The following is a 13,002-nucleotide window of genomic DNA, read 5'->3' on the forward strand; positions in this document are numbered from 1 at the left end:
GTTTCAGAGCAGATATTCTGCATCCGTGATCGAGTGCTGCGTCATCAGTGCATAGAGGAGGTCCCTGTGTCAGTCGAGGCGAAACCGGCGGTCCACAGTCCCGCCGCATCCGGCGTCTCGGGTGCGGTGGTCGACGTGGACATCCACGAGAACATGCCGAACCTTCGGGTTCTGTTGCCATACCTGGAGCCGCAGTGGCAACGGCACATCACCGACTACGGCTGGACACATGTCCGGTCGGACTACCCGTATTGGCCGCCCACGGCGGGCACGGGCGGTCTCCGGATGGACGCGGTTCCCGAAGTCGGTGGCCCGCCTGGATCGGACCTCGATCTGATGCGCGGCCAGCTTCTGGACCGGCACGACATCGGAATGGGCGTGCTCACCGGTCAGCACCACTTCAGCGCGATGCGCGGCTGGTACGAGTTCGCCGCGGCCATCGCGAGCGCGTACAACGACTGGCAGATCGAGTACTGGCTGGACCGCGATCCTCGACTGCGCGGGTCGGTTCAGGTCGCCTGCCAGGAGCCCGAGGCCGCGGCCAGGGAGATCGACCGGATCGGCTCGCACCCGCAGATGGTCCAGGTGTTCCTGCCGATGATCACGCACATGCCCCCGATCGGCGACCCGTTCTATCGGCCGATGATGGACGCGATCGAGCGCAACGGCCTGCAGCTCGCGCTGCACGTCGGCCAGGCGACCAAGACCCCGTTCGGTTACCACCGTTACTACGTCGAATGGCATACCGCGCTGCCGCAGGCAGGCATGAGCGAAGTGATCAGCCTGGTGTTCAACGGCACCTTCGAGCGCTATCCCGAGCTCAAGGTCATGGTCCTCGAGTGCGGTTTCAGCTGGCTGCCGCACGCGATGTCCCGGTTCGACCAGCAGTATCGAGAACTGCGCGCGGAGGTGCCCTGGGTCAAGCGCCTGCCGAGCGAGCATCTGCGGGAGCGCGTGCGGGTGAGCACGCAGCCGATGGAGCAGATGACCCTGCACCAGCTCAACAAGTACCTCGAGCTGATGGAGACCGACGAGATGATCTGTTTCTCCAGCGACTACCCGCATTTCGACTTCGATGCGCCTGAGCGCATCCTGCCAGCGGGGCTCCCCGAATCGACCAAGCGCAAAATCCTTCGCGAGAACTCGCTTGCGTTCTACGGGCTGACCTCATGACGACATCGCGTTATCACGACGTCTGCGCGGTCGACGAGGTCGCCGCCGGTTCTATGCGAGTGGTGAAGGTCGGCGCGACCCCGGTGGTGCTCCTCAGGGACAGCAACGGCGAGTTCCATGCAATGCGCAACGCTTGTGCGCACATGGGTGCCCTGCTCTCGGACGGCCGGTTGCAGAACAAGATCGAGGGCGAGAAAGTCGGGGACTACCAGGTGTCCGACAACGACCACGTCGTCCGCTGCCCGTGGCACAGCTACGAGTACGACGTCACCTCCGGGCGTTGCGTGGGCGACCCTCAGGTGCGGGTCAAGACATATCAGGTGACCACCGAGGGCGGGCGCGTCCTCATTCAGCGATGACGGCAGACAGGCTCGCGGCTGGTACCGGACTCGTTACCGGCCGCGACGCCATGCTGCGGCAGCTGCTGGCCGACGACACTCGTTACGTGTTCGGCAACCCCGGCACCACTGAGATCGGCTTCCTCGACGGGTTGCACGACTATCCGCAGCTGGAACTGGTGCTGGCGTTGCACGAGGGCGTCGCGGTCAGCGCAGCCGACGGGTACGCGCGGGCCACCCGCCGGCCTGCCTTTGTCCAACTGCACACCGCACCGGGGCTGGGCAACGGGCTGGGCATGCTGCACAACGCGGCACAGGCCCGGACACCGTTGGTCGTCTACGCCGGCAACGCCAGCAGCCGGGAGGCTGCCGACGAGCCGATCCTGTGGGGAGATCTCGTCGGGATGGCGAGGCCGGTCTGCAAGTGGGCTGTGCAGGTCGAGCACCCCGACGACGTCGCCAGGGTGCTGCGCCGCGCGACCAAGGTCGCCGCGGAACCGCCCGCTGGGCCAGTACTGCTGTCGATCCCGATGAACGTGCTGGAGGAGTCGGGGCAGGCTCAGGTCCGGCCGACCTCACACGGCCGGACGAGCGTGGTGCCCGCGGCCGGCGACGTCGACCGGCTGGCCACCATACTGCTCAGTGCCCGTCGGGTGGCTCTGGTAATCGGCGACGGGCTGATCGGCGGCGGTGCTGGCAGCTCGGTTGCCGACCTCGCCACGATGCTCGGCGCTCCGATCTTCGGCGGTGGATGGGCCTCGGAGCCGGTGCTGGAGCCGGGGCATCCATTGTGGGCTGGCACGTTCAACACCGGTGCCACCCGAGCGGCGAAGGCTGCTTACCTCGCTGCGGATCTAGTGGTTTTCCTCGGTGCGCCTGCCGGGCCGCCCGCGTTCGACAACCGGCCCGTGCCGGCCCCGGGCATCCAGACGGTCCAGATCGGGCTGGTGCCCGGCGACCTGGCGAAGACAGCACCGGTCGACCTGGCGATCGCGGCGGATCCGGCGGCCACTTGCGCAGTGCTGGTGGACCGGGTGCGGGCGCTGATGGAAGAGCCGGCCCGGATCCGGGCGCGGGCCGAAGCCGACCGGCTCGCCGTCCAGTTGCGTGACGGAGAGGCGGAGTTCTGGGCCCGTGCCGCCGCGGAACGCGACGCGGTGCCCATCGCGGCATCGCACCTGGCAAACACGCTGGGCGAGGTGCTTCCGCCGGAGGCGGTGGTGTTCGACGAATCGCTGTCAGTACGGCCGTTCACAGCTCGCCGGCTGGCACGTCGGCCTGGCTCGTACTTCCGTGCTCCGGGCAGCGGCATCGGATCCGGCCTCCCCGGCGCGATCGGCGTGCAGCTGGCGACCCCGAGCCGCCCGGCCGTAGGCCTGGTCGCGGACGGGTGCGCCATGTACGCGAGTCCGGCGCTCTGGACTGCGGCGCATCATGACATCCCGGTCACCTGGGTGGTCTGCAACAACCGCAGCTATCGCACCTTGAAGTCCAACGGCCTGGCCCATCTCTCCCCGGACGCGGCCGCCGCCATCCCTGGCACTGACCTCGGCGACCCGCCGATCGCGTTCCACCAACTGGCCGAGGCGATGGGCGTGCGAGGCAGGCTGGTCGAGCAGCCCGGCGACCTCGCCGACGCGCTGACTGAGGCTGTCCGGCATCCAGGCCCTGCTCTCGTGGAGGTGGTCATCGATGGCAGTTTCCCCTGATCTCGCCACGCAGACGGGGCACACCACGTTCGTCGAGCGCGACGTGCCGATCCCGATGCGCGACGGCGTGGTGCTGCGCGCTGACGTGTACCGGCCGGAGACCCCGGAGCCTGTGCCGGTTCTGCTCGAGCGCACGCCCTACGACAAGAGCTACTTCCTGACCAGCGGCATGCCGCTGGATCCGCTTCGTGCCAGCGCTCGTGGGTACGCGGTAGTCATCCAGGACGTGCGGGGCCGGTTTTCCTCCGACGGGGAGTTCTACTCGTTCGTCAACGAGGCTGACGACGGCTACGACACGGTCGAGTGGTGCGCCGCGCAATCGTGGTGTGATGGCAAGGTCGGCATGTACGGCAGCTCGTACATGGGCGCTACCACCTGGCAGGCGACGGTCGCGCGGCCGCCGCACCTCAAGGCGATCGTGCCGTCGCAAGCCAGCTCCGACTACTTCGAGGCCCGAAGCTACCGCGGCGGCGTCCCCGAACTCGGTTCTTTGCTCACCACTGCCTTCTTGGCGCTTGGGCCGGGTTCGGTGGGACGGCTGCCGATTGCGCGTGCGGAGCAGCGAGCGCTGCTCAAACAGCTGCGCGCGCTCGTTGACGACCTGGACCGGACTGCGGCGACCTGGCCGTTGAAGTCCTTGATGGACACCTGGCCGGAGGGGTTCCTGCCTTACCTCGAGGACTGGCTGACTCACCGCACGTACGACGACTACTGGAAGGCGATCAGTCTCGAAGGCCGCTACGGCGACGTCGACGTGCCGGTGTTGCACATGACCTCCTGGTTCGACTCGTTTCTCGACGGGACGCTTCGCAATTTCGCCGGCACCGGCCGCGTCGCCCGGGTGCCGCAGCGGCTGATCGTCGGACCGTGGACGCACCACGTGCCGATGGCCGCGTTGCTCGGTTCAGCTCGCGTCGGCGATCTGGACTGCGGCCTGGGTTCCATGCTCGACTTCGATGCGGTGCAGCTGTCCTGGTTCGACCGCTGGCTCAAGGATGTCGACGAGCCACGTGCCTCGCCGCCCGTCCGGTTGTTCGTGATGGGTGCCAACCGCTGGCGTAATGCGGACAGTTGGCCGCCGGCTGAGGCGACGCCCGTGCGCTGGTATCTCGGCGGCGCCGGGCGGGCAAACACTCGGTCCGGCGATGGCGTCCTGAGTCCCGAGCCGGCCGGGGCCGCGGCCGATCACTTCGGCTACGACCCGCGTTCCCCGGTGCCCACCCGAGGCGGGGCGCACGTGCTCATCAACACCGCCCACCCGCCTGGCTCGTTCGACCAGCGGGCAGTGGAAGACCGCGAAGACGTCCTCGTCTACACCACGGACGTCCTGACGCACCCCGTGGAGGTCGCCGGCTGGGTCAGCGCGACGCTGCACGTCGCGTCGAGCGCGCCGGACACCGACTTCACCGCCAAGCTCGTCGATGTGCACCCGGACGGCACCGCGATGAACGTGTGCGACGGGATCCAGCGGCTCTCGCTGCGCGGGAACGCCGAGATCGTGACGCCGTACCAGCCCGGCTCCCGGTGCGAGCTGACCATCGCGATGAGCGCGACCGGGTACGAGTTCGGGCGTGGACACCGGATCCGGCTCGAGGTGTCGAGCAGCAATTTCCCTCGGTTCGAACCGAATCTCAACACTGGGCGTACCGCGTTCGACTCGAGCGCGGCAGTGCCGGCCGAGCAGACTGTGTTCCACGGCGGATCCACTTCGTCCTTTGTGGAACTTCCGGTGGTGCACTAGAGTTTTCCGAACGAACATTCTAAGTTTGGTGGCGTGATGAAGAATCGAACCAAGGAGCTCCTGCGCGAGGGCAAGCGCGTGCTGGGAACCTGGGGCATGCTGGGCGATCCGACGACTATCGAGCTGGCCGGGATCGCCGGCCTCGACTTCGTCCTGGTCGACATGGAGCACACCGCGCGTGATCTCCCGACGATCGAGCACATGGCCCGTGCCGCCGACGTGGTCGGCCTCACCCTGATGGTGCGGGTGCCCGACAACGATCCCAAGACCATCCTGCGGGTCCTGGAGACCGGTGTGCAGGGAATTGTCGTACCGCAGCTGGAGACCGGCGAGGACGCGGCCCGCGCGGTCGCTGCCATGCGCTACCCGCTGAACGGCGATCGTGGGGTCTGCTCCATCACCCGCGCCTCTCGATACGGTGCGCTCCGGCCGAAGTTCGCCGAGTACGTCGAGTCAGCGGACCGTGAGCTGCTGCTAGTCGGGTTGATCGAGACTGCTGCTGGGGTCGAAAACATCGACGACATTCTCGCCGCAGGGGTCGAGGTGGCGTTCATCGGAAGGCGGGACCTGTCCGGCTCGCTCGGCGTGCATGGTGCGGCCGAGCACCCGATGGTGCTGGAAGCCCAGGAGCGGGTCCTCAAGGCCGTCGCCGCGCATGGCCGTGCCTGGGCAGGTCTGGTGCCCTACCGCAAGCCGGGCGAGGAGGAGTGGATCACCCACGACGTGCCGTTCGCCGTCTACCGCAACGATATCTCGCTGCTGTTGGAGGCCTATCAGAACGGAGTGCGGATGCTGGGCCGCGAATCGGCGTCCGCGCACGGGCAAGGCGGGCAGCGATGAGCGGCGGTGTCCGGGTCGCGGCCCTGGAGGAAGTGCCAGAGGACCGTTTCCTCATCGTCGACGTCGAGGGCACCGAGGTCGGCATCGTCCGCGATGGCGACCAGGTGCATGCGGTGCGTAATCTCTGCCCGCATCATGACGCTCCAGTCTGCCGCGGCCGGGTGGCGGGAACCATGTTGCCTTCGGCTCCCGGTGAGATGTCCTACGGGTTGGACCGCCGGGTGGTGGTGTGCCCGTGGCACCAGTTCGAGTTCGACCTCGTGTCCGGCCGTCCGCTTTTCACCAATGTCCGCGGCCGGATCCGGACCTACGCGGTCACTGTCGACGGCAGCGACGTCTACGTCGAGCCAGGGCGACGGCCCGCAGAGAACGGAGATCAGCGATGAGCGAGAGCGCTATTCCGGGAATCTCGGCTCTCTCCGGTATCCGGGTGATCGACTTCTCTCGCCAGATGGCGGCCCCGCTGGGTACTGCGATGCTGTCCGACTTCGGCGCCGACGTGATCAAGATCGAGTCGATGCCGCACGGCGATCCCAGTCGGCAAACCGGAAAGTCCTTCCTCGGCGGGGAGTCCGCGCTGTTCCTGATGTGGAACAGAGGCAAGCGCAGCGTTGCCGTCGACATGCGGACTAGCGAGGGCCTGGCGTTGGTGCACAAGCTTGTCGCCGATGCCGACGTGGTCGTGGAAAGCTATCGGCCCGGTGTCGCTGACAAGATCGGAATCGGCTACGAGGCGCTCACAGAGATCAACCCGAAGCTGGTTTACTGCTCGCTCTCCGCGTTCGGTCCGAGCGGGCCGCTGGCTTCCGCGCCCGGCACCGACCCCGTCGTGCAGGCCCTCTCGGGGGTGATGTCGACGACCGGCGAGGCCGACGGCGACCCGCTCATGGTCGGGGTGCCGATCGCGGATTTCACCGGTGCGCACAACGTGGTCATCGCGGCCCTGCTGGGCCTGATGGCGCGTGAGCGCACCGGGGCGGGGCAGAAAATCGACGTGCCGATGCTGAGCTCGCTGATGCCGGCGCTCACCACCCGGCTGGCGTCCTACTGGGCCGACGGGATTGACTCGCAACGTTTCGGCGCGGCGCACAGCGCGGTCACCCCGTACGAGCTCTACCACTCCGCCGACGGCATGATCGTCGCCGGCACCTGGGCACCGGACGCGTGGCCCAAATTCTGCGAGGCAGTGGGAAAGCCGTCCCTGGTGGACGACCCGCGGTTCAAGACGAACCTCGACCGGATCGAGCATCGCGCCGAGCTGAAGGAGATTCTGGTGGCGCTGTTCGCGGAGCGCACGACGTCGGAATGGGCCGAGCGCTTCCGCTCCGCCGGCGCGTTGTTCGGCGAGGTCAGCAAGATCTCGGAAGTGGTCGAGCATCCGCAGGTCGCTGAGCTCGGCGTCTTCCAGAAGGTCAGCCACCCAACGGTCGGGGAGCTGCCGCAGGTCGGACCAGCGATCCTGATGCGCTCGACACCGGGTGCTGTGCGTTCGGCACCGCCGCTGCTGGGTGAGCACACCGTGGAGGTACTGCGCGAATCCGGCGTCGGAGAGCAGGAGCTCGCGGAGCTGACGACCCGCGGCGTGGTCGGCGGCCCGGACCTGCCCTAGGCCGAGGCTTCCTGATGAGGGCGGGGTATGGACAATTCCGTGTTCGCCCGGATGCCGATGCGATTGCGCATGGCGGCCTGGTCGGCGGGTAACGGGGAGCCGGCTTGGCCGGCTGACTGGGCCGAGGCCGCCGCGCGCTGGTGTGCCGCGCAGCGGCTCGCGGTCGTCGGCGGGGAGATCTACGAGGTGTTGCCGGGCACCCAGTGGGGCAGTTTCCGCCAGGACTGGTTGGTGACGCCGCTCTGGCTGCCCGGCGAGCCATGGCGGGAGTTTGTGCGGCGCTGTCTGGGCGCTGTCTCGGACGCCTTGGCCGCGGTCGGCTCCGAACACGGTGAGCTCAAAGTCTTTCTGGCGATATCAGCGTCCACCGATGTCCTGCCGACAATGTCCGCTACGGACTGAATCAAGGGCTGGTTGTCCAATGTGGACTTCTGTGGTGCTTGTCGCCTTGATTGAGCGTTCGCCGTGCGCGAGGCAGGCCGCCCGGAGCGGCCCGCCTCGTTGACAACTCAGAACAAATATTCTAATTTAGTTGTCCCGTTCTATGATGTCGGCCAGGCTGCCGGGACGGATGCCTGAGCGACCGGAGCGGCAACGGAGGAGGTTCCCATGACGGTCACCGCTGCGGTCACCAGTCACGAGGCCGAAGAGATCATTGCTGAACTCATCGCCCGTGGCCCGCACCCCGATCCCTACACGTTGTACGACCGGCTCCGCGCGATCAGCCCGGTCATTTACAGCGAGAACGTCGGCAAGTGGTACGTCACCGGGTTCGACGAGGTCGCCGAGGTGCACACCAAGCACGCGCAGCTGGGGCAGGGCAAGACGCCCGCGCCCAAGCTCGACCCGCGCTACCACGACAGCTCGTACCTGCAGTTCCTGCCTCGGATGACACCGTGGATCGACCAGCCCGAGCACACCCGGCTGCGCAAACTGTTCGCCCCGGCGTTCTCCGCCCGCCGGATCAACTCGCTGTCGGAGTCGATTGCTGCCAGGGTGCATTCACTGCTGGACGCCGCCGAGAAAAAGCCGAAGCCGGACCTGGTGTCCGATGTCGCCGAACAACTGCCCATCGCGACGATCTGCAACCTCCTGGGCCTGCCCGATCGGATCAGGGGCATCGGCCTGGAATGGGCGCAGGAGATGGCGGATCTGATCCTGGTGCCGCTCGCCTCGCTGTCCGACAGTGAACTTGCCCGCGGCAACAAAGTGATCTCTGAGGCCAGCGCGTACTTCGAAGAGGTGATCGCGGAGCGACGCCGCGCACCGGGCGACGACCTGCTCAGCGCGTTCGTGCGCGCCGAGGACGGCGGCGACCGGATGACGACCGACGAGATGGTTTCGCTGGCCTTCCAGCTGTTCATCGCCGCTTCGGAGACGTCGGTCGGAACGCTCAGCATGGGAACGCTGTGGTTGCTTCGTAATCCCGATCAGCTGGCGCTGCTGCGAGCCCAGCCCGAGCTGGGCAAAGCTGCCGTGGAGGAGTACCTGCGGTACGAGGCGCCCGTCCAGATCAACCTCTCCCGAGTCGCGCTCGAAGACGTCACGATCGGCGGTGTCGCGATACCGAAGGGCGCCTCGGTGAGTCCCGTGCTGGGCGCGGCCAACCGTGACGGGCGTCAGTTCCCCGACCCGCACCGGTTCGACATCACCCGCGCTCCGCAGCATCTGTCGTTCGGGCGCGGGATCCACTTGTGCATCGGTGCTCCGCTGGCGCGGCTGCAGGTGAGCATCGCTGTCGGCATCTTCGTCACCCGCTATCCCGGGCTCGAACTCGACGGCGAGCCGACGCTGCGCGGCTCGGCCGGCCTGCGGGCACTCAAGACACTGCCGGTGAAGCTGCGCTGAGATGACCACCATCGACAGCAGGGATGCCGCGACATGGGTCGCCGCTCTCGTGCCCGCCGCGCATCTCATCGGGGGTCGAACCGTGCCCTCGATTGGCGGGGCGGTGACTGACGTTCTCGACCCTGGCACGGGCCGGGTGATCGGCCGCGTCCCGGACGGCACGCCTGCCGACATCGACGCCGCAGTGGCCGCGGCTTCGGATGCCTTTCCGGCGTGGCGCGATCTGAGCGCGAGCCGCCGGGCGGCCGTGCTGCACAGGTGGGGTGCCTTGTGCACCGAGCACGACGAGGAACTGGGCTTGCTCGAAAGCCTCGAGGTCGGTCGGCCCTACCAGGGGCCAGCGTCCGTCGGCAACCGGATCGTGTTCATCGCGGGCCAGGCGGACAAGATCGGCGGGCAGAGCCTGCCGACTGCCACTCCGGACCGGCTGGCGTTGACTCTGCGCGAGCCGTTTGGAGTCTGCGGGTGCATCGTTCCGTGGAACGCGCCGGGCGCGTTGATGGTCTCGGTCGTGGCACCCGCATTGGCCGCGGGGAACACCGTGGTCGTGAAGCCCGCCGCGGACGCGCCTCTGACCTGTCTGTTGCTGGGTGAACTCGCGCTGCAGGCCGGTCTGCCGCCGGGTGTGCTCAATGTCGTGCCCGGCGGCGCGGCTCCTGGGGCGGCGTTGGCCGAGCATCCCGGGGTACGGCATTTGAGTTTCACTGGATCCACCGTGACTGGGGCCAGCGTCATGCGCGCGGCCGCACGGAATCTGGTGCCGGTGCACCTGGAGCTCGGCGGAAAGTCGCCGCAGATCGTGTTCGACGACGCGAATCTGGAACAGGCTGTACCGGAGATCGTCCGCGGTGTGACTTTTAACGCCGGACAGACCTGTGCGGCCGGTACTCGGGTTCTGGTGCAGCGGGGCTCGCGTCAGCGTCTCGTTGATGCCCTGGCAACAGCGTTGTCGGCGACGCGGCTCGGCGGCTGGGACGAGGACGTCGACATGGGGCCGCTGATCAACCGCACCCAGCAGCAGCGGGTGCTCAACCACATCGGGATCGCGCAGTCCGAGGGAGCTCAGCTCGTGTGCGGAGGCGGCGTCCCGCCCGGGGAGCGCTACGAGCACGGATTCTTCGTCGCGCCCACCTTGTTCGATCAGGTTGACCCGGCTATGCGGCTGGCGCAGGAGGAGGTGTTCGGCCCGGTGCTGGCAGTACTGGAGTTCGACGATCTGGACGAGGCCGTGGAGATCGCCAACGGCACGAAGTACGGACTGGTGGCCACTGCATGGACAGCCGATGTCGGTCGTGCTGTCACGCTGGCCCGCCGATTGGAAGCAGGTCAAGTGCATGTCAACGCGGGCAGGGCGAGCGGCGCGATCGGCGCCCCGTTCGGCGGGTACCGGCAGAGCGGTTTCGGACGCACTATGTCCGCCGATTCCGTGCTGGAGTTCACACAAGTCAAGAGCGTAGTACTCGCCGGAACGGGGGCCTCCCATGGGTGAAGCTGGTTCGCAGACTCACGTGGTCGGCACGGTAGAGGAGCTCCCGCCCGGCAGCGTCCGGCTAGTGGAGGTCGGTCGCTACGGCGTGGCCGTGTACAACGTCGGCGGCGAGTATCACGCCCTGAACAATTACTGCCCGCATATGGGTGCCCCGATTTGCGCTGGCCGGATCACCGGCGTGGCGACCGGGGAGGCACCGGGGCACAAGGGCTGGTCCCGCGCCGGCGAGATCGTGGAATGTCCTTGGCACGGCTGGAAGTTCGGCATCGCCGATGGGCGGTCTCTGACGAAGCCGGTGCATCGGATCCGGAAATACTCCGTCGCCGTCCGGGACGGCAAGGTGATCCTGGAGATCGCCGGCGGCGGGAAGGGTGACACGCAATGACTCAGCCGATCATCGATGCCGCGGTCCATCCGGTCGTGCGGCGAGACGAAGATCTGCGGGAGTTCCTCAGCGAACCGTGGCAGCATCGGGTCATCGCGCCGATCGACCGCTATTACTACCCGGTGCCCGGTGGCCAGTATCTCACGGGTGCAGCGCCCGCGGACGGTCTTCCGGGGTCGGATCCGGCGCTGCTGGAGCACCAGCTGTTCGAGCAGGCCGGCGTCGATGTCGCGGTGCTGCTTCCGCTGACGCGCGGGCTCAACCTGGACACCGACGTCAACAACGCTGTCTGCTCGGCGACCAACTCATGGCTCGCCCACAGCTGGCTGGGCGAGCGCAATGCACACGGCCGGTTCAAAGGCAGCATCCGGGTCAACCCCGGCGATCCCGACGCGGCGATCGAAGAGATCGAGCGGTGGGCAGGGCACCCGCACATGGTGCAGATCGCGGTGCCGATGTCGTCGCCGGTCCGGTACGGGGACCGGTCGCTGTTCAGGCTGTGGGCCTGCGCGGCACGACATCGGCTGCCGGTCGCGGTGCACCTCGACGCCGGCGCGGGCGCCGAGTTCGCGAGCTCGTCGGTCGGCGACTTCCGTCATTTCGCCGAGTACAGCTGCTTCTCGCCCAGCAACTTCCACCTCCATCTGGCCAGCCTCATCACCAACGGGGTGTTCGATCGGCTGCCGGAACTGGTGTTCGTCTTCGCCGACGGCGGGGGAGACATGGTGATGCCGCTGATCTGGAGGCTCGACGCGGATTGGCGGCCCAACCAGGACGACCACCCGTGGGCTGCTCGTCAGCCCTCGTCGTACCTGGCTGAGCACGTGCGGTTCGTGACCAGCCGGATGGAGGGCCCGGAGGTCGACGCGCAATGGCCGCGTTGGCTGGAGCTCAGCCGTGCCAAACAGCTGCTGATGTACGGCAGCGACTATCCACATTGGAGCTATGCCGAACCGGGCTCGTTGCTGCCCGACACCGTGGATCCCGCGCTGCGGCAGCGCATCCTGGGCGGCGCGGCCGCCGAACTGTACCGCCTGGATGGGCGAGCCGAGTCTGGAGTGGGAGGATCGCATGACGACCGTGTCACCGCTTGAGGTACCCGGCCCGGCGACGAACAAGCGGACGACCGTGGTAGTCGACACCGACGTGCACCCGGTGCCGAGGTCGCTGGACGAGCTGGCCGAATATTACGAGGAGCCCTGGCGCAGCTTCGAGTTCACCGGGCCGCAGCGCCCGATCGACAACAACACCCGCATCGCGCAGACGCCGAACGGCGGAAACCGGGTGGACGCCAAGCCCCCGGGCGGTGGCCCGCCCGGATCCGATCCAGCGTTCGCGGCCCGGCAGCTTCGCGCGATGGCGGACGTAGCCCACGCCATCCTGATCCCGCTGGCCTCGGTGCGGCCGAGGGAGAATCCCGAGCGCGAAGCCGCAGCCTGTCGCGCCACCAACAAGTGGCTTGCGGATACCTGGCTGGGCAAAGACAACCAGGACGACATGTTCCGGGGCTCGCTGCGGATCGCGATCGACGAACCGCGGCTGGCCGTGGCCGAGATCGAACACTGGGCCGGCCATCCCGGGTTCGTGCAGGTGGCCATGGGCCCCTCGACGAAAGTCCCGCTCGGCGACCCGGTATTCGACGACGTGCACCGGGCCGCTGCCCGGCACGGACTGCCGCTCGCCGTGCATCCGCTGACCGCGCCCGGGGCGCGACTGCTCACCGCTGTAGGCTACCCGTCGTATTTCTCGGAGTACCACTCGGAAATGGCGCTCGGTTCTGCCGCGCACCTGATCAGCCTGATCTTCAACGGAACCTTCGAACGCTACCCGGATTTGCGGTGCGTCATCATCGAGTCGGGTATTGCCTGGG

General features: G+C 67.6%; 13 protein-coding genes. All 13 read left to right on the plus strand.

Annotation, left to right across the window (positions count from 1 at the left end; translation table 11 throughout):
* Positions 1-66: 66 nt before the first annotated feature.
* Complete coding sequence (locus H5411_RS39240; RefSeq protein WP_183126709.1) at positions 67-1,173, plus strand: amidohydrolase family protein; 1,107 nt, start codon at positions 67-69, stop codon at positions 1,171-1,173.
* Positions 1,170-1,532: a Rieske (2Fe-2S) protein gene (locus tag H5411_RS39245; protein ID WP_183126710.1), complete on the plus strand. Its 363-nt coding sequence runs from the start codon at positions 1,170-1,172 to the stop codon at positions 1,530-1,532. Before H5411_RS39240 ends, H5411_RS39245 begins: the two co-directional genes overlap by 4 nt.
* Positions 1,529-3,220 carry a thiamine pyrophosphate-binding protein gene (locus H5411_RS39250; protein ID WP_183126711.1) on the plus strand — a complete coding sequence of 564 codons (1,692 nt, stop codon included), beginning with the start codon at positions 1,529-1,531 and terminating at the stop codon, positions 3,218-3,220. The genes H5411_RS39245 and H5411_RS39250 overlap by 4 nt, the downstream gene beginning before the upstream one ends.
* Complete coding sequence (locus H5411_RS39255) at positions 3,204-4,961, plus strand: CocE/NonD family hydrolase (protein WP_183126712.1); 1,758 nt, start codon at positions 3,204-3,206, stop codon at positions 4,959-4,961. Before H5411_RS39250 ends, H5411_RS39255 begins: the two co-directional genes overlap by 17 nt.
* Before the next feature lie 36 nt (positions 4,962-4,997).
* On the plus strand, positions 4,998-5,801 hold the full coding sequence (locus H5411_RS39260) for an HpcH/HpaI aldolase family protein (RefSeq protein WP_246370072.1): 804 nt from the start codon (positions 4,998-5,000) through the stop codon (positions 5,799-5,801).
* Complete coding sequence (locus tag H5411_RS39265) at positions 5,798-6,187, plus strand: Rieske (2Fe-2S) protein (protein WP_183126714.1); 390 nt, start codon at positions 5,798-5,800, stop codon at positions 6,185-6,187. Before H5411_RS39260 ends, H5411_RS39265 begins: the two co-directional genes overlap by 4 nt.
* A complete protein-coding gene (locus H5411_RS39270) occupies positions 6,184-7,410 on the plus strand; it encodes a CaiB/BaiF CoA transferase family protein (RefSeq protein WP_183126715.1) in 1,227 nt (408 codons plus the stop codon). Before H5411_RS39265 ends, H5411_RS39270 begins: the two co-directional genes overlap by 4 nt.
* 27 nt (positions 7,411-7,437) lie before the next feature.
* Complete coding sequence (locus H5411_RS39275; RefSeq protein ID WP_183126716.1) at positions 7,438-7,812, plus strand: hypothetical protein; 375 nt, start codon at positions 7,438-7,440, stop codon at positions 7,810-7,812.
* Positions 7,813-8,019: 207 nt separating this feature from the next.
* Positions 8,020-9,258 (plus strand): cytochrome P450, encoded by a 1,239-nt coding sequence (locus H5411_RS39280; RefSeq protein ID WP_183126717.1) that lies wholly within the window; start codon positions 8,020-8,022, stop codon positions 9,256-9,258.
* Position 9,259: 1 nt separating this feature from the next.
* Positions 9,260-10,747 carry an aldehyde dehydrogenase family protein gene (locus H5411_RS39285; RefSeq protein WP_183126718.1) on the plus strand — a complete coding sequence of 496 codons (1,488 nt, stop codon included), beginning with the start codon at positions 9,260-9,262 and terminating at the stop codon, positions 10,745-10,747.
* Entirely contained in the window at positions 10,740-11,132 is a 393-nt protein-coding gene (locus H5411_RS39290) for a Rieske (2Fe-2S) protein (protein WP_183126719.1), read from the plus strand. Before H5411_RS39285 ends, H5411_RS39290 begins: the two co-directional genes overlap by 8 nt.
* Positions 11,129-12,226 carry an amidohydrolase family protein gene (locus tag H5411_RS39295; RefSeq protein ID WP_183126720.1) on the plus strand — a complete coding sequence of 366 codons (1,098 nt, stop codon included), beginning with the start codon at positions 11,129-11,131 and terminating at the stop codon, positions 12,224-12,226. Before H5411_RS39290 ends, H5411_RS39295 begins: the two co-directional genes overlap by 4 nt.
* A partial coding sequence (locus H5411_RS39300) for an amidohydrolase family protein (RefSeq protein WP_183126721.1) occupies positions 12,204-13,002 on the plus strand: 799 nt, incomplete at its 3' end. The genes H5411_RS39295 and H5411_RS39300, both read left to right, overlap by 23 nt.

The sequence above is a fragment of the Amycolatopsis echigonensis genome, assembly GCF_014174495.1.
GTDB lineage: Bacteria > Actinomycetota > Actinomycetes > Mycobacteriales > Pseudonocardiaceae > Amycolatopsis > Amycolatopsis echigonensis.